14 protein-coding genes are annotated in these 18,056 nt (G+C 53.2%); 10 read left to right on the top strand and 4 right to left on the bottom strand.

Translation table 11 applies throughout. The features are described 5' to 3' along the window. Positions 1 to 188 precede the first annotated feature (188 nt). The 3 genes from MJQ68_RS05250 (at position 189) to MJQ68_RS05240 (ending at position 3,551) form a co-directional block, all read left to right on the top strand. Positions 189 to 506 (top strand): HU family DNA-binding protein, encoded by a 318-nt coding sequence (locus tag MJQ68_RS05250; RefSeq protein ID WP_238749975.1) that lies wholly within the window; start codon positions 189 to 191, stop codon positions 504 to 506. Then, positions 506 to 1,291, top strand: coding sequence for a tetratricopeptide repeat protein (locus tag MJQ68_RS05245; protein WP_238749974.1), 786 nt, complete (start codon positions 506 to 508; stop codon positions 1,289 to 1,291). The genes MJQ68_RS05250 and MJQ68_RS05245 overlap by 1 nt, the downstream gene beginning before the upstream one ends. Before the next feature lie 706 nt (positions 1,292 to 1,997). After that, positions 1,998 to 3,551: an Rne/Rng family ribonuclease gene (locus MJQ68_RS05240; RefSeq protein WP_238749973.1), complete on the top strand. Its 1,554-nt coding sequence runs from the start codon at positions 1,998 to 2,000 to the stop codon at positions 3,549 to 3,551. A gap of 71 nt (positions 3,552 to 3,622) precedes the next feature. Here MJQ68_RS05240 and mscL read toward each other — a convergent pair whose 3' ends face one another. Further along, the gene (mscL, locus tag MJQ68_RS05235; protein ID WP_238749972.1) at positions 3,623 to 4,039 is read right to left on the bottom strand and encodes a large conductance mechanosensitive channel protein MscL; all 417 of its coding nucleotides are present in this window, start codon (positions 4,037 to 4,039) and stop codon (positions 3,623 to 3,625) included. 67 nt (positions 4,040 to 4,106) lie between these two features. Continuing rightward, positions 4,107 to 4,538, bottom strand: a complete 432-nt coding sequence (locus tag MJQ68_RS05230) for a DUF4293 domain-containing protein (protein WP_238749971.1) — start codon at positions 4,536 to 4,538, stop codon at positions 4,107 to 4,109. A 48-nt stretch (positions 4,539 to 4,586) separates the two neighbouring features. Between MJQ68_RS05230 and MJQ68_RS05225 the strand changes: the two genes are divergently transcribed. Next, positions 4,587 to 6,623 carry a peptidylprolyl isomerase gene (locus tag MJQ68_RS05225; RefSeq protein ID WP_238749970.1) on the top strand — a complete coding sequence of 679 codons (2,037 nt, stop codon included), beginning with the start codon at positions 4,587 to 4,589 and terminating at the stop codon, positions 6,621 to 6,623. Positions 6,624 to 6,665: 42 nt separating this feature from the next. Next, positions 6,666 to 7,847: a M20 metallopeptidase family protein gene (locus MJQ68_RS05220; protein WP_238749969.1), complete on the top strand. Its 1,182-nt coding sequence runs from the start codon at positions 6,666 to 6,668 to the stop codon at positions 7,845 to 7,847. On the opposite strand, the gene MJQ68_RS05215 is transcribed toward MJQ68_RS05220, so the two are convergent. Continuing rightward, positions 7,840 to 8,769, bottom strand: a complete 930-nt coding sequence (locus MJQ68_RS05215) for an SMP-30/gluconolactonase/LRE family protein (protein WP_238749968.1) — start codon at positions 8,767 to 8,769, stop codon at positions 7,840 to 7,842. The genes MJQ68_RS05220 and MJQ68_RS05215 overlap by 8 nt on opposite strands. Positions 8,770 to 9,019: 250 nt before the next feature. Here MJQ68_RS05215 and rsmA point away from each other — a divergent pair, with 250 nt between their 5' ends. The 5 genes from rsmA (at position 9,020) to MJQ68_RS05190 (ending at position 15,920) form a co-directional block, all read left to right on the top strand. Beyond that, positions 9,020 to 9,814: a 16S rRNA (adenine(1518)-N(6)/adenine(1519)-N(6))-dimethyltransferase RsmA gene (gene rsmA / locus MJQ68_RS05210; RefSeq protein ID WP_238750597.1), complete on the top strand. Its 795-nt coding sequence runs from the start codon at positions 9,020 to 9,022 to the stop codon at positions 9,812 to 9,814. A 247-nt stretch (positions 9,815 to 10,061) separates the two neighbouring features. Beyond that, positions 10,062 to 10,520 (top strand): hypothetical protein, encoded by a 459-nt coding sequence (locus MJQ68_RS05205; RefSeq protein WP_238749967.1) that lies wholly within the window; start codon positions 10,062 to 10,064, stop codon positions 10,518 to 10,520. Between the two features lie 75 nt (positions 10,521 to 10,595). Further along, on the top strand, positions 10,596 to 11,636 hold the full coding sequence (locus MJQ68_RS05200; RefSeq protein WP_238749966.1) for an HlyD family secretion protein: 1,041 nt from the start codon (positions 10,596 to 10,598) through the stop codon (positions 11,634 to 11,636). A 266-nt stretch (positions 11,637 to 11,902) separates the two neighbouring features. Further along, on the top strand, positions 11,903 to 14,551 hold the full coding sequence (locus MJQ68_RS05195) for an SMEK domain-containing protein (protein ID WP_238749964.1): 2,649 nt from the start codon (positions 11,903 to 11,905) through the stop codon (positions 14,549 to 14,551). A 406-nt stretch (positions 14,552 to 14,957) separates the two neighbouring features. Then, positions 14,958 to 15,920 (top strand): S1 family peptidase, encoded by a 963-nt coding sequence (locus MJQ68_RS05190; RefSeq protein ID WP_238749961.1) that lies wholly within the window; start codon positions 14,958 to 14,960, stop codon positions 15,918 to 15,920. Between the two features lie 841 nt (positions 15,921 to 16,761). Here the strand turns inward: MJQ68_RS05190 and MJQ68_RS05185 are convergent. Continuing rightward, the gene (locus tag MJQ68_RS05185) at positions 16,762 to 18,012 is read right to left on the bottom strand and encodes a hypothetical protein (RefSeq protein WP_238749960.1); all 1,251 of its coding nucleotides are present in this window, start codon (positions 18,010 to 18,012) and stop codon (positions 16,762 to 16,764) included. Positions 18,013 to 18,056 lie beyond the last annotated feature (44 nt).

Raw genomic sequence — 18,056 nt, 5'->3', positions numbered from 1 at the left:
CGCGAAGGTACGCAGCCGGTCATTCACGGGCCGGAGCGTGGCGGCCAACGGCGCGGCACTGAAAGTGGTTCACCGAGATAACTCATTGATTTTAAAAGAAATAGTGGGGCGAATGGAGCGAAATTCGGCAGAAAAGCAGATATTTGCCCCGCTTTTGAGAACCCGCACGCGGAGCTAAATAATGGAGAATGAGAAAAGCTGATGTAGTAGCTAATATTGCCGACAAGACGGGCATCGCGAAGGTAGATGTACTGGTGGCCCTGGAGAGTTTCTTCAAGGAGGTCAAGGGTAGCCTGGCCGAGGGGGAGAATGTCTATATCCGTGGTTTCGGCTCCTTCGTGGTCAAGAAACGGGCTAAGAAGATCGGTCGTCACATTCAGAAGAATAAGGCCATCGAGATTCCCGAGCATTACATTCCGGCCTTCAAGCCGGCCAAGATCTTTGTGGAGCAGGTGAAGGATAAGGTGTCCAGCCTGCCCGACGAAGACGAAAGCGACCTCGACTGATGCACCGTCCCCAATGGATCGCTGCGGCCATCACGCTGCTGCTCATCGCCGTGACGTACTGGGGCTGCCCGGTGCGCCCTCCCGAGATGGAGGAGGGATTTAACCGCGCACCCAGTGCTGCCACCGGCGTACAGTCGCTGATCCGCGAGGCCCATACCCAGCTTACCCCCGCGCAGCGGGCTACGCTATCTACGCTGGAGGACCGCCTGGCCAGTCAGGAAGAAGACAGCGCCCGGGTAGAGGTACTGCAGCAGTTGGCCAGCGAGTGGTACAAGGCCGGACAGCCGGGTATCTCGGGAGCCTTCGCCGCCCAGATCGCAGAGCTGGAAAATACCGAAGACGCCTGGGCCATTGCTGCTACCACCTTTAGTCTCTGTCTGCGGCAGGAGGGCGTGGCGCAAAAGACCCGGCAGTACTGCACGGATCAGGCCGAGCAAGCGTATCAGGCGGCCATCAGCCTTAATCCCACCAATGCCGAGCACCGGATCAATCTGGCGGTAACCTATACCGACAACCCGCCGCCGGAAAATCCCATGAAGGGTATCCTGATGCTACGGGAGCTGGAGCAGCAATATCCCGAGGAGCCTAAGGTATACATCACCCTGGCCCAATTGGCCATCAAAACCAACCAGCTCGACCGGGCCGCCGAGCGCCTGCGCAAGGCCGATGACCTACAGCCGGGCAACCCCGATGTGGTGTGCTCGCTAGCCAAGGTGTACGAGAACCTGGGGCGTGCGGGTGAGGCGGACATCTTTGCCCGCAAATGCTCGGACTTGCTGCAGTAAATGCTACCGGCTATTTACCGTATCTTCGCGGTCCGCTACACTGCCCCCCGGGTAGGTGTGGCCACAACTATATGACTGTACGGGGCGTTTTGATCCCATACTTTAGTCTGTTATCACCTTGTTTACCTAATTTAAACGACAACCTATGCCGTGTGGAAAAAAGCGGAAGCGTCATAAAATTGCTACGCACAAACGGAAAAAGCGCCTGCGCAAGAACCGTCACAAGAAGAAGAACCGCTAGTCACCCGACTAGCAGCATACCTTTTTACGGCCGGAGAACCTCCTGAAGCAGGATGTTTTCCGGCCGTGACCGGTACCGTTCATTGCCCTCTTGCTACCGCCCCGGTGCTATTCTTATTTCGAGATATTCGCGACGCCCGACTCCTTAGAGCCCGTTTCCCGCGACCATTCCGTGCTTCTGCGGCTTCCTTTCCGTGAGATCTTGATCGCGCCAACGCACTTCAAGTACTCCGCCAAGAAATTTTCCGCCACCTGCCAGTCCCTATCGGGTGCTGAGCGGCGGACAACCCCAGCCGATTCGCAGACGTAATTGTTCTCGACCCCCGTAGCCTCGACCGCGCCAGCCCTATGGCCTGAGCCTTACCGGACGGGGGTATGCATCAGTGTACCGGATTCACGTACTCACCCTCCGACCTAGTTGCTACTGGCGGGGGGATGGCGTGTATCCACCTAACCCTGTTGCACAGTGGAAAAAGAAATGATCGTCTCCAGTACGGGCAAAGAAGTAGAAGTTGCCTTACTCGAAGACGGAAAGCTGGTAGAGATACATCGCCAGCGCTCGACCGACCAATTCACCGTAGGTGATGTATTCCTCGGCCGGGTAAAACGGGTCACGGCCCCCCTCAATGCCGCCTTCGTCGATATCGGACATAAGAAGGATGCCTTTCTGCACTATACCGATCTCGGTCCTAAAGTCCGCACGCTGCAGGCCTATTCCGAACTGGCCATCAAGGGCAAGCTACCCAACGCTACCCTGGATAAGGCCAAGTACGAGCCCGAGATCGTCAAGACCGGGAAGATCGACGAGGTCATATCTAAGAAACAAGTCGTACTCGCCCAGGTCCTCAAGGAACCCATCAGCACCAAGGGCCCCCGCCTGAGTTGTGAGATCACCATTCCCGGTCGCTACCTCGTCATCACGCCCTTCAGCGAGACCGTAGCGGTAAGCAAGAAGATCAGTACCAGTGAAGAGCGTAAGCGGCTACAGTTGCTCGTAGAGAGTATCCGGCCGGCCAACTTCGGCGTGATCGTACGTACTGCAGCCGAAGGACGCGGGGTCGGTGAACTCCTCGAGGAGATCAACACCCTGATGGATAAGTGGAAGACCATCGTAGAGAATGCTAAGGGGGCTACCCCACCGGCTAAGCTGCTCAGCGAAGTGGACAAGACCACCGGACTGCTGCGCGACCTACTCACGCCGGACTTCACCAAGGTGGTCGTCGATGACAAGGACCTGTTCGAGACGATCCAGGATTACATCAAGGACATTGCCAAGGACCGACCGAACCTCGTGCAGTATCATAAGTCCAGCAAACCCATCTTCGATGCGCACGGCGTGACCAAACAGATCAAGTCCAGCTTCGGCAAGACAGCCACCATGCCCAGTGGCGCCTACATCGTGATCGAGCATACGGAAGCGATGCATACGATCGACGTGAACAGCGGCAATAAGATGCCCAGCCAGAATCAGACCGAGGCGGTACTGAAGATCAACCTGGAATCCGCCGAAGAGATTGCCCGCCAGATGCGGCTGCGCGATATCGGTGGCATCATCGTGATCGACTTCATCGACATGCGCGATGCCGAGCACCGCAAGCAGCTCGTGACCACCATGCGCAACGCGATGAAGAACGACCGCGCCCAGCATACGGTACTCCCGCTGAGCAAGTTCGGCCTGATGCAGATCACCCGCCAGCGCGTACGTCCGGAGGTAAAGATCACCACCGCCGAGAAGTGCCCAACCTGTAATGGTACCGGTAAGGTGAATGCTACCATCTTACTGACCGACGAGATCGAGCGCGACCTCAACTTCATCATGGACGCTCGGCCCAAGGCTAAGCTCAAACTGAAGGTGCACCCCTACATTTCCGCGTTCCTGAAGCGTGGCTTACCCAGCGCTCAGATGAAGTGGTACATGAAGCACTACCGCTGGCTGGATATTCAGTCAGACAATGACTTCCCCATCACGACCTTCAAGTTCTTTGACGGGAAGGATGATGAGATCAAGCTGAAGAATTAGGAGAGCGGTGGTGAAGACCGTGGATGTGCGCTGTGCGCGTCCTGTCCTTCACCACCTCCACCTTCACGCCTTTACAAGGGTCTGCGCGCCAGTTGGTCGCGGATTTCGATAAGAAGCTCCGTTTCGGTAGGTCCGGCCGGGGCTTTTTCGACTACTTCGGGCTTGACCGTCATGCGGTTGTAGCTACGGATGATGAGGAAGATGACGAAGGCGATGATCAGGAAGTCGATGATCGTCTGGATGAAGCGACCGTAGCGGATAGCCGCGCCTTCTTCCAGTACGGTACCGTCGGGGCCGATCACGTCCTCGGAGAGGGGAATCATCAGTTCGGAAAAGTCTACCCCGCCCAGCGCCTGACCGATGGGGGGCATGAGTACATCATTGGTAAAGGAGGTAACTACTGCACCGAAGGCAGCAGCGATGATGACCGCAGTGGCCAACTCCAGTACGTTGCCCTTCATGATGAAGGCCTTGAATTCCTGGAACATAGTGTGTGGGTATATGCAGCGGTCCGATCCACGGACTGCCAGTGAATGACTAGTACCCAAATATATGCTACCGCAGGCGATCTGCGCTACGTACCAATTTTTCGTCTTTATGGATATACCGGGCCGCGAAGGCGGCGAATACGATGGTAAGTATCGGTAAAGCCAGCCCGAACTCCGGCTCGGCCTGGGCAGCGGCGCGGTCCGTATACCAAAGCAATACACCGTAGGCCGCATAGGCTACCGTGATGAGAATAGCTACGTTGCAGAGGATCTTCTGGAGCCGCCGGTTGGTGTACAGGAAGATGGCGGCCAGCGTGAGGGCACCCACCGCGGCCACTCCCCCGATCAGGATGGGGCTATCAAAGAGCGTGAAGTGCGCATCGGCAAACACCGGACTATCGGCGACGGGCGCGGCCGTTTCGGCCACATCGGTGGCAAATAGTCCGAAGGTGCACAGGGCGGCCAGGGCCAGGAAGATGGATTGAATACGTTGGATCATCGCAGGTCAATGGTTGGAGCCGCAAAGGTAGCCGCTTATCTTTACCCCATGCCCCTCTGCCGTCTAGTTTCCCCGCTTCTACCGACCGGATTTATTGTGTGGGGCTTCGTTCCATTAGCCCTATTGCTGACCGCTTGCATTCCCCCGAGCGAACCGGTCAGTCGCACTACCGTAGCCATCGACCTCGCGGATACTACTACCCGACAGCTCTTCGACTGGCAGAACGCCCGGCAGACCGACAGTCTGGTATCTTACTTGCACCACAGTAATCCCACCTACCGCTATTTGGCCGCCCGGGCCTTCGGAAGCTTCCCTACCCTTACGGACGCGGCCCGCGATACGCTGATCACACTGCTCAGTGACTCCGAGACGGTAGTACGCGTCCAGGCCGCATACGCTCTGGGACAGAGCGGTCAGGAGCCGGTCGCAGATGCACTGGTTGCGGCCTTCGACCGTAGTGGCTCCGCCCCATCGTTTAATGCCGCGGTATTGCAGGCGGTTGGCAAAGTCGGTACGGATGATCAGGCTGCATTACTAGCGAATATTACCACCTATACCCCCCAGGATACTGTATTACTAGCCGGCCGGATGTACGGTATGTTGTACGCCGCACTCAGGGGATACCACCCGGCTGCCGCGGATGCTGCCACTGTAGGACTAGTACTGGACACTAGCGTACCGAACGAAGTGCGCTATCCAGCCGCACAGTACCTGCAGCGGATAGACATTGAGCTAGACAGCAGTCAGGAGCGCCGCCTGCGTGATCTGCTACGAACAACCTCTGATCCGCTGATCGCAATGGGGGTGATCCGGACACTGGGTCGTAGTGGATTACCGCCGGCGCGGATCGCCCTGCTGCGCCGCCTGGAAGCTGGTACGGACTGGCGCGAACGCGTCGAGATCGTGCGTGCCCTGGCTGGCTTTGAGTACGCCTCCGTCCGGGAATCGGTGATCGAAGCCTTGCGCGATCCACATCCCCTGGTCGCGCGCACCGCGGCGGACTACCTGATAAATCATGGTATCGCAGCCGATGCGCCCCTCTACTTACAGCTGGCGCAGGACGATCTACCCCCGGCGATCAGCGCCCAGCTCTACCGCGCTGCGAACCGGCACCTGTCACCGTTTTTGACGGATTACCGCGAGCGTATTACTACCAATCTTCGGCAGCGCTTTACCACGAGCAGCGATCCGTACGAACGGGCCGACCTGCTCCGCGCCCTGGGAGAATTCCCGTGGATGTATCGGGTACTGTATGGCTACCTGCAGGAATCAACAAGCCCCGTGGTACGCACCGCCGCCGCCGAGGCCCTGCAGACGATCAGCGATCGGCCGGACTTCGACGACTACTTTCGCAGCAGCCGTCAGCGCATACGCGCCGAACTGGCGAGTTTTTTCCGGGAGCTGATCGAGGGTAGGGAGGAAGGTCCGGCTTACCACGCTGCCCTGGCCCTCACCGAAGGGGCGGGGGTATACCGCTCGATCTATCCCGACTTAGCCTGGCTGGACACCGCCCTAGAAGGCTACGCCCTGCCCCGCCAATTGGAAACCTACACCGAGGTTTACCGGAGTCGCAATGCCCTGCGCGGGGAAGAGCAAGCCTTGCCTTCCGCCCCGGCCCAGCGGGTACTGACCATCGACTGGAATCTGTTGGCAGCATCGGCGGACCGCACCGTCCGTATAACAACCGCTGACGGCATCATAGCGCTGCGCCTCTACCCTACCGTCGCTCCGGCTACGGTTACCAGCTTCCTGCAACTGATCGACGAAGGCTACTACGACGGAAAGACCTTTCACCGTGTGGTCCCCAACTTTGTAGCCCAGGGCGGCGGACCGCGTGGCGACGGCTTCGGCTCGGAAGACTTTACCCTTCCCACTGAAACGCCACTACTACACTGGGACCGCGCCGGACTGGTCGGTATGGCCAGTGCGGGGCGGGACACCGAGGGGGTACAGTTCTTCATCACCCACCGCCCTACCCCCCACCTGGACGGGAAGTATACCATCTTCGCCGAGGTCATCGAGGGACAGGACGTAGTGGACAGCCTCGTACCGGGAAGTCGGATCGAGGGGATTGAATTAGAGTAGCAAGCACCGCTAGGAGTGTATGGTCGCACTACCTTGCGTTCCATGAATGACCCTGGCACCCGCGTACGCGCCCTGGCGGAAGAAACGGCGGCGGCTACCGTGACGGACCGGCGGCACCTGCACGCTCACCCCGAACTGAGCTTTGCGGAACATGCGACCGTGCAGTATGTGGCCGACCGACTGACCGAACTGGGCATCCCCCACCGCAGGATCGCGGGTACGGGTCTGGTAGCGGAGATCCGCAGCGGAGCGGGACCAACCGTAGCCCTGCGCGCCGACCTCGACGCCCTACCGATTCAGGAAAACAACGCGGTGGACTACCGCTCGCGTACGCCCGGGGTGATGCATGCCTGTGGACACGACGTCCACACTGCCGCCCTGCTAGGGGCCGCCCGGATCCTGATGCCACTGCGCGACAAGCTCCGGGGCACGGTACGGTTGCTCTTCCAGCCCGGCGAGGAGAAACTGCCGGGAGGGGCTACGCTGATGATCCGCGACGGCGCGCTGCGGGACCCGGTGCCGGGGGCACTGTTCGGACAGCACGTGCATCCGCCCCTGGCGGCGGGCAAGGTGGGCTTCCGGCCGGGCATCTATATGGCGAGTACCGATGAGCTTGGACTGACCGTGTGCGGTCGGGGTGGCCACGGCGCCATGCCGCACCAGGCAGTGGACCCCATCGTGATCACCGCCCAGGTCATCACCGCCCTGCAGCAACTAGTGAGCCGGGAGACCGACCCTACCCTACCCGTCGTACTTACTTTCGGACACATCGCCAGCGAGGGAGGCGCCACTAACATCATACCCAATGCCGTACACCTGCAGGGTACGCTGCGTACGCTTGATGAAGCCTGGCGCAAGGAGCTGCACCAACGGTTACGGCGCACGGCGGAGGGCATCGCTTCGGCTTTGGGCGGCACGGCGGAGCTGGAAGTCCGCCACGGCTACCCGTTCCTGAAAAACGACGAACCGCTCACCCGCTGGGCGCAGGTGGAAGCACGGACCTTACTCGGGGAGGAGCAGGTGGTCGACCTGCCCATCCGGATGACGGGGGAAGACTTTGCCTTCTACACCCACCACGTACCGGCTTGCTTCTACCGGCTGGGCGTGAATGGACCGGGGCATGCGGGTAGCCCCGTGCACACCGACACCTTCGACGTGGACGAAAAATGCCTGCAGACGGGGGCATCCCTGCTGGCGTGGTTTGCGCTACGGCGGCTTAGCTGAGCTGCTGCCGCCAGTCGAGGATGATGTAGACGCCTTCGTCGGCCGTGACGAAGAGGTGTTTGTGGACGACGGCCAGGTTGACCGCCGTTCTGTCCAGTTTAATCTTGCCGCGATAGTTACCGATGAGGTCCGAGACGTAGATTCCGTCTCCTCCGCCGACCAGAAAGACATCGCCGTCCGTGAGGCAGCCGTCGGGTACGCCCTTATCTACGGCGAAGGCGTAGCGGGGATCATTGGTGATCTTGCCCGTACTGGGGTCGAAGTCGAAGAGGTACACCGCGCGGCGACGTTTAAGGGTCACCCCGTCGTCGTGGGCCCCATCGTTGCTGGTATCGGTGACGAAAAGTGTACGCTCGTCGGGACTGAGGGCCAGGCCGTGCGGCATTTCCAGTCCGCAGTCGAAGGCGAAGGGCTCACCATCCCGGGGCAGCACGTACAGGCTGGGTTCCAGCACCGGGGGCGGACGAAAGTGCTGCCGAAAGCCGTAGTCCGGATCGCTCACGATGAGGTGCCCCTGCTGGCTGCGGATCACTTTATTGAGACTGTTTAGCGGCTTGCCCCGGTAGCCATCGAAGAGCACGCTGCGCTCCCGGGTATCCAGGGCGAGCCGTGTGAGTCGGGCGGGGCGGTCCATGTCCCCCTGTTCGCACACCAGTAGGCCGTTGCCATCTTCACTCAGACACATGCTGTTGGCCATATTGGCGTCGTGTAGCCACTCCCTGGCCTGTAGAGAGGTGACCGATTCATCTAGCCGCTCTCCCCATCGCGCATCCCGCGCTAGATCGTAGGCGCTAAAGTCTAGGTAGCAGATACCCACCCGGTGCGGATCCTTCTTCTTAGTCGTCGTGAAGTACAGGCGCTGCTGCTGCGGCACCCAGGTACAGCCCTCGTGGGCGTCGGCGGGAATGAAGTAGGTGGGCAAGGGGTTAGGGGGTTAAGGGCGTGGGAGGTGTTGGAGTAACCCTGTTGGGCAAGGGTGTTGTTCGGGGCCGGGGTCGCGGGTGCAAAGGGTTTGATGATAGCAACGCGATCCCTAAGTGCCTACATCGCGGTACCTTGCGTCCCTACCCCACCATCCCTCCAATCATACCTATCACACCTCCCCCATCCACCTTAACCCCTTAACCCCCTTATCCTTAACCCCTTAACCCCTTCCCTCCCTAACCCCTTGAATCCCCTTCCCTCTGCGCGCTAAGAAATCCTACGGGCAACATTTTCTCACCAACGAGCACTACGCCAAGGCCATCGCCGAGGCGCTGCAGCTGACGGACCAGTACAGCAACGTGCTGGAGGTGGGCCCCGGCCAGGGTATGCTTACCAAGCACTTGCTGGAGCGTGGCGAGGACTTTCATCTCCGGGTGGCCGAGGCGGACCGCGACATGATCTCCTACCTTAATATTCACTATCCGCAGTTGAGCGAGGATATTCTGGAGGGCGATTTTTTGCGGTTGGATATGGCGGAGGTGTTCGGGGGAAAGCCCTTCGGACTGGTGGGGAATTTCCCGTATAACATCTCCAGTCAGATCCTCATCAAGCTGCTCGACAACTATACGCTGCTGCCCGAGATGGTGGGGATGTTTCAGAAGGAGGTGGCTGACCGGGTCATCAGTGGTGAGGGCAGCAAGGTGTATGGGGTGATTGGTGTACTGGTACAGGTGCGGTACCTGCCGGAGCTCTGCTTCAATGTGGGGCGCGGCAATTTCCAGCCGCCGCCGAAGGTGCAGAGCGCCGTGATCCGGCTGGTGCGCCGCACGGAGCCACTGGTGGCCGATGAGCATTACGGTACCTTCAAGCACGTGGTGAAATCAGCCTTCGGGCAGCGGAGAAAAATGCTGCGCAATAGCCTTAAGTCAATCTTCCCGGCCGACCAACTGATGAACGAAGAAGTATTCCGGCGGCGGCCGGAGCAGGTATCGCTGCTGGATTTCGTGGAGTTGACGGAGCGGGCGGTGCGTCTGGGGATATAGGTGATTACTGCGGTACAATATATATGGTTGAACACATTACTGTCTCGCTATAATAGAATTTATCGAATTTAGATAAATACGTTATACGCTGAAAATCAGCTATTTAGTTGATTTTAGCCTCCAGAACCATCCTAATCTACCCTCCGAAACCGCTGCATAGGTGTCCTATGTTTCGTGATTAGGTCGTCTGATCTTTGCCGTACCAATAGGGGAAATACATTCCCTACGGCTACTCATCAAACGATCTATGCACCACCTATCACCCTATTATTCGACTTATATATCGGCCTGCCGCCGGGGGCTCCAACTGAGCGTCCAGCTCGGCTCGCCGCGCACGGCCCACTGCGCTTCGCTTGGTATCTGTAGTATGCAGCCCGTGGGATTTGTACCTGCGGCGGACTGCGCCCGGGTCGTCGAAGCGTACTTACGTATCGATGTGCCTACGGGCCGACTGCTCGTCCACTTCACCAATACATCGATAGCGCCAGATACAAGGCAGCAGCATTTTTCAGGGGCCGTATTCACCGTACGCGACAGCTACCGCCTGCCGAGCTGGGTGGTGGAGCAGCTCGGTCTGCCACCGTCCGTGTACCGCATCACACCGGGCCGCTATCCCAGCCTGGAGGACGACGCCTTTACGAGTCTGTCCGTACGGCTTAGCGGCTCGGTCACCGTATCCCTATCCGTTGATCGCCTGGCGGCCTAAGCACACCGCCTTTCTTTTCTACCCACCGCATCCTGCGGCCCCGCCCGGCTAGCTCGAGCGAAAACAACACCTACTATGGACCCAAAATTATTTCCCTTCCCGCTGGTGAACGGCGTAGAAGGTCTGCACGCCCGCCACCGCCGCAGCGGACGCCTAATCTACCTGACGGTGGTATTTGGCCTGCTCCTGGGCGCTACCGCACTGCCCTTCATCGACGTAGAAGTCAATAGCCAGAGCCGCGGCATCCTGCGGCCTACGATGAAGCTGACGCCCGTGACTACGCCGGTGAGCGGACAGGTCACCTACACCAATCTGCGGGAGAACGCCACCGTGACGGCCGGCGATACGCTACTGATCGTCAGTACCGCCGAACTGAGCGCGGAGGCCGACCACCTCCGCCAACAGCTTAACGAGCGCAATCACCTGCTCCAGGACCTCCACCACCTGACTGCCTCTGCCCCCGACTCGCTCACTATCTACCCCACCCTGACCACTGACGTATACCAGCGCGACTACCGCGACTACCGGCGGCGGAGCGACGCACTACACCTGAAACTGCAGCACGCCACGCGCGAGCTGGATCGGCAGACCGAACTGATCCGGACCGGCGCGATCGCCCGTATGGCGTACGAGCAGTCGGCCTACGAGCTGACCCTGCTGCAGAACCAGCAGCGGCAACTGAGCGGGCAGCAAGCCCACGTGTGGACGCAGGACCTGCAGCGCATCCGCCGCGAACGGGCCGAACTGCGGCAGCAGCTTACGCAATTGCACGAGCGGGCCCGGCACTACGTGGTCACCGCGCCGGTGGACGGACAGCTTACCCAGACCGGCGGACTCCAGGCCGGTGCCTTCGCCAGTGCCGGACAGCAGCTGGCCCACATCTCGCCAGACGGGGAGCTGCGGGTGGAGGCCTACGTGAGTCCGAGCGACATCGGGCTACTCCGCGAGGGACTGCCCGTGCGCCTGCAGCTCGACGCCTTCAACTACAATCAGTGGGGACTGGCCGAGGCTACCCTGGCCGAGATCGGCAAGGACGTGACGGAGGTGGACGGGCAGGCGGCCTTCCTGGTCACCTGTACACTGCACAATAAAGTTGTACTACAAAGAATTATCTAATTCAAGGCGCTTATCATAGCATACCCCACACCAATATTACAACTAAATAATTGAGTGCGGAAAAGCTTTGTAATGGCAAATATATGTACATATATATTTATAGGACAGAAGTGAAAACAGTCGTTAAGACCGAGGTTACATAATCCCATATGTAGACTTTACATTAATTCAACAGTGCGTTTTTTACGATCTCAGTTAATAGTTGCAAATGATGTCGTAGATTTGACTTAGGAAATATTTTTTTGAGAAATAAAGCACTTCTATCCATGTCGAGTATAAATCTTCAGCGCGAAATCAGTATGCTGCTGAGCATAACTGCAAATGATATAATTATTTCAAATAAGGGTTTTGGGTATTACAACATAAATAAATATATTGAACATGCGATTTGCAGAATTTTTGAGATTATTTACGACAAAGAATTTGCGGTATTGGAGACATACACTACAAATCATCCTGGAGTTGATATTGGATCGGCGGATGGAGATATGTATATTCAAGTTACTTCGGACAATAGCGCAGACAAAATCAAGCACACATTAGTATCTATTGTTAGAAATAAAGTTCATGAACATTATGATACATTAATAATACTTTTTTTAGTCCCACAATATAAACCAACTATAACTAACGGAAAACTTCAACAATATTTAGATACAACATTGACCAATTCTAATGTCAGCCTTGAAGACATAGGGTTTGACATTAATAGATCAAAAATTGATCTTACCGATTTTGGCGCATTGATCAAAAATCTGGTGTTTGGCATCAACAAACTAACCAGTATAGTCGAAATTTTAAGAACTGAATACGCAGACTTCAATTTTAGAGCGGGTTCATCCGCTATGCCGTCTTTGATAAGAGTTTCTGACTCACTTAATAGCAAATTACGTAGAACCGAGTATTCTAAAGCGGTTCTTCAGATCATAAGCTATTTCGACCCAGCAATTGTAATCTCAAGCAAATTATTACTATCACTATATCCATTTAATGAACGTAGGTGTATTGAAGTGTCAAATTTCATACTTCGAGTAGATGACGCTAAACTTTATAACTCTTTGTTTCACCTGTTGAAATTACAGTCAGATATTGATTGCAAATTGCAGGTGTCAACCTTCTTTAGATTTAATGGAATTCTACGTATTTCCCTACATGGTACTGACGAGTCCTTCGCAGTACCTAACACTTCAGGCTCAAATGTATGTAATTGTGAGCGATGTAGTTTATTGCGCTTTGACTATAAAACACTTACAAAAAAGTTGCTTACCGTTAGGTCTACGAGAGACTTTGATCAGCTGGAGAACCCACTTAGAACAGCGTATTCCGCAACAATGATCGGTGACTACGAACTTGCAAAGCTTATTTATTTATATCTTAAATCTAAATTTCAATTTTCATCAAATTTTATAGCTAGATACTTCATCGAATTAGGCTTATATCACCTAACTACGTATTTTGGGGTATCATTGGACGAGGAAGACACCCACCAAATCGTTAATCCAAATTTGATAATTTCTTCTTTTGTTAGTCAGGGGTGTGAGCTAGAGAAATCGGACTTTCTTTTCTGGACTGATAGGCAAACATATTTACACGATTCCTTGGCAGGCCTCGAACGCCTTAGGATAGATGCAAGAAGGGATTTTGAAAATATTCAATACGGTTACGCACCCTTACACGATCCAAGTTTTGAAGTTCTAGATGCCTATTCAATCACCTCATATACAACATTTGGCAACCTTTTACCTATCTCTTCATCAGATCTTTATCAAGATTATTTGTGCAAGTCGTTAGAAATATTTATCTATTCACATTCAACTAGAGGGAGGCAACCTAGTAAATCATATGGTGAGTTTTATTATCAGACTTGGATTAGAGAAATGGTACCATCACGAATGACTCGATTATTTCACTCCCTTCCGTACTTAAGATTTAACCGAACGGTATTTGTTGACCAATTCGGAACACTTGCAATTATTGCTGATCTAAAGTCGATGCTTGATAGTGTTGACTCTATTATTCATTATCACGAATTAGCAAGAATTGACTCTATTTTCAATCATGTGTTCAACATCTTGGAAAATACATTAACACTATTCATAAGAACAAATATTTCGAATGAGGAAAGTGATAAAATTGCGAATATAGTTTGCGCGATTGCTGGGAAGCTCGAATTTCTTTCAAAGAGTGTTGCTGTTAAGTTCTCTTCGTTTCTTACAGTGTATTTTCATGATTTTTCAAGCGAGACAAAGAATATAGTATTCGAGTCCTACAACCATATTACGGTCTTAAATGAGTATGTTAGGCCAGAGATATTTAAAAGCGATAGCAACATCGGCAGAAAGTTTGGTCCTGAATACGATAAATATATTGACTTCCTTGAGGCCTCAATTAGTGGTCATGGAATGGGATATGAATTATCCCATTTTCTAGCTGATTTCAAGTTTTTGGATGACGCTGCTAAAACTCGAGTTGCGAATATTCTGATATTGGCTCTAAAAAAGCGCCCTACCGGTTACTTAATATACAAGGGAGTTATGAATGACGTCATAAATCTCGACGATTACCTCGATAAATATATATCAGACACTCTAAGTACAAAGCGTGATAAATATAGCGTACTGAACGACGGGCAATCGCAAGATTTTGATCAACTACTAGAAATGCTTTTGTACCTAGACATGAGTTTTGACCAAATAGCTCATTTGCGGCCTAACACTGAGTACTATAACTGGCTGATTGATATACATAAATTCGATTACAGAAAATTTAAACATATGTGGATTCTTCGACTTCAAGGCCCTTACTTTGTTCGACTATATAAAGGTTGCGATTTGCTCATAGACCAAATCATTTGTCAGCAAAGTAAGAATCTCAATGTAGGTGTAAGCAAACTATACTTCGAGTCATTGGCATAATGCACCAGGACTGTTACCAGGCGAGAATGCAAAATTTATCACATGTAAATTAACATAGTGAAATCATTTTGACCTACCTCGAACACCATACATTAAAGCAACTATTTTTGAGTGGTCAGAATAAATTAGTAGTAGTGGTTAATCTCAAGTCGTCTGTTAATCAACGGTATAGTTCACCAAGATACAAACCAATACAATTATATGTCCTGCACTGAAGTTGAGGGAAATTTGGAACTTAGAAGGTTCTCTTGAAAGTCCAGGCACAGAACATTATTGCATATCTTATCGTTTGAACTTTATAATAAAAATTACCATGATCTTTACGAAGTGCATATTCAAGACTATTTGCCTTAACCTATGTATCTATTTAATTAGTCTGCCTGTACTACATGGCCAAGATTCTACTATGATGAATACGTGGCATGATGCTCTATTTAATGTACAAAGCTTTCTTCCAGACACCTCATATACAGAACATAAGAAAAGGCAAATAAATAACTTAGAATCCCTATTGGCAGAAGGGAAGATCACTACAGACTATTATCAGCAAGAAATTCACTCGCTGTTGGAAGAGTACTCCACTACAGGTACAGCAATCTATTTTTATTCTAATGATCAAAAGCTTCTATTATCCGCCGACCACGTTTTACGAGTTCCGCTATACGAATATGGTGTTTTTGACAACAGTGGTAATCCTTATAATAAAAGACTACTGAAGTACGTGTTACCACCTATGATAAGAATACTTCCCAGATTTAAATCATATGCAGATACTTTATATGAGTTCAAAGATTTTACGGTAGTTCGTGAAGATATATTTGATTATACTGGAATCATTACTAGATGGCCAGACGCTGACCTTACATTATGGAACCTCACAGATCTGATTGACAATTTTGACAGTACTAGGATAGATGAGGAATACGACCCAATTGATATCAGTAATTTACTTTATCCTAAAGTACCTGACATAGGGACACGTATTTTTGCTATCGGCTTTCCTGTATCTGTCAGCAACTTACATGCTGAAAAATTTTATGGTTCTGATGGTACTCTACTACCAAAGCCTAACCTAACTTTACCGATGACGAGTTGGGGAAGAGTCGGTCTGTCTAACCCAGAATTTGGATTCACATATGTCGACATTAGTGTATACCCCGGAAACTCGGGGGGACCAGTTATCGATATTGATTCTGGCAAACTCATTGGTATAGTATCTTCACAATCCTCAGAGCAAGTTATGTACAATGGGAGCCCAACATTTCTGCGTCATCGTATACCATTTGCTACTATTGTGAATACAATTGGAATATCTCAGCTTTTTTATATGCATCAAGCTGCAGTTCAAAAACGTGATTCAGGTCAATAAAAATAGCCATAATTTCTTAATCGAGAGTGACAATAAATAGCCTTCATATTAGTACTAACAGCCCATCGACTTTGTCTTCCATTATAGTGGCGTTTACTATATTGCTTTATGGTTATCATAATACTGAACAAGCACTATACCATTCCGATCGTACTAACCAGTCCTGACATACTGGCGACCTAGAAATAGTCGATTTCGAATTAATAATATTTGGCGATTTTTTGGCTATTTTAATTTAGGCAAGAACGGCTACTTGTGTAAGGCTTGCCACACATATAAGCACTAGTTAACGGCACAACCGATAGAATCATCTAGCCCTACTATATGCGCCATTCCCAAACCACCAGCTCCAAAAAGTCAGTAGTACTTATCCTACTTCTAACGCTAATGTTCTCCCTCTGTTTCTTCTTCGTCCACGGACTAGGCGAAGTTGCCGGACGCTTATGGTACTGGGCCGGAGGGGAAATCTAGCAGGGCTATTAGCTAAATGATTGCGACTTTTCAACAGGACCAGAGACGTCCCCCCTCTCCCCTGGAGAGGGGCCGGGGGAGAGGAATACCCCCATGCCATGAACAGCCGCTGCCCTACCTCTCTGCCTCACCCTACTGGGTAGCTGGAGCTGTAGCACGTCCGCTACCGAGGCCAACGAGCCGGAGTTCCTCCTACGCGCCAGTCTGCCCGTAGCCGAAGACCACACCTGCTTTCGGGCCTTCACCCACTTCGGGGAGTTGCTGGAGGAGCGGTCCGGCGGACGCGGACAAAGGGCATTCTTAACTAGCTGACAGCAACGGTGCCGTCTACACGTGTACTAGCTCCATCGCCCGTACCTTATGCAGTACCCTATCTATACGTCACCACAAACGTCTTTTCCCAGATCGGCTCTAGCGCGTTGTTCTCATACACCTGCATGCGGGTGTATATGTGGCGCGGCGGGAGGGGTGCATCGGGATTCTGGTAATCAGGATGTCTGGGTTCGATATGAAGGTCGATAATTAGATCCACGGCACCGGTCCGGTTGGTGGTGAATACCCGGGAGGTGTCCGACTCTTCGCGGTCTGTATAGTCCCAGCCGCTATCGCTGGATGGAAGACCAAATGCCCAATTCGACCCGGCGATCTTTACGCGCAGCTGCGTAGATGCAGGCAGATCGGCGTGGAGGGAATAATGACCCTGGGTATATGTCACTAGGTTGGTGTCCAGCAGGTTCGGCCCGTAGGCGCCCTGCTCGGCATACCGAATGGCATTGGTCTGCTCGTAGGCGGTGGTTTCTATGAACGAGGCGACGTAGATCTCGAAATCCGGAATGGCCGCGTTTTGACCTAATTGCGCATACCGCGCTTCCAGTTGCTCCCGGATAACGGCTGGCCGTAGCAGGGTGGCATTATTGATGAGTTGTGACCCTAGGGCGCTGCTTTCCAAGGTTCCATCTTCGCGGATGTCCGTACTGATATTGGCCAGCAGTTCGGAGAAGTCCGCTACGTCCAGGTACCCCTGTAGGATGACGGATATGGCCAGTAGTTTGGCGTTGTCGGTACCGGCCAGCGAGATATCCAGTAGCTCGCTGGACTGCGCATCCTCCTGCTCGATACCAAAAATGGCAAAGATCTCCCGCTGTGCCTGCGCCTTGGCTGCGCTAAAGGATGTTCCCTCATCCAGCAGGTATTCCACCCGCGCTTTTTCTAAGTGGGAAAGTAGGTTGACATTTAGGGCATCATGCTGGGTAATGTCAGAGAGCGCGTACAAGGTCAATTGCGCCGAGGAGCTTTCGTCAGTGACCTCGTTGTAGTAAAATCCATCGGCGCGCAACTGCACGTAGGGTGAACCCAGTTGCACATTGCGTAGCGCGAATGATCCCGTATTGTCCGCAATTTGCGCTGTGAACGAGCTACCCGTCGGTGCGAGGGACGTGGTCAGTTCCGCCAGCTGAATGGACGTACCGTTCAAGAACGGACCCTTCTGTACAAAGCCGGCAATCCGCTCGTAGGTGCGTACGGGCTGCGCTTCCGGCGCATCGACAGCCTCCTTGGTGCAGCCATAAAAAAATAGAATACTCAGCAGAAGAGCGAGCGGATAGGTAAGTTTCAAGTTCAATGGAATCGGTTTACGTTCGGATATACTCACTAGGACGTCCTGCC

The organism is Neolewinella maritima (genome assembly GCF_923081025.1).
Lineage (GTDB): Bacteria > Bacteroidota > Bacteroidia > Chitinophagales > Saprospiraceae > Neolewinella > Neolewinella maritima.
Note: the sequence above shows the minus strand (reverse complement) of the source record. Positions and strands in the feature narration are given on the sequence as shown.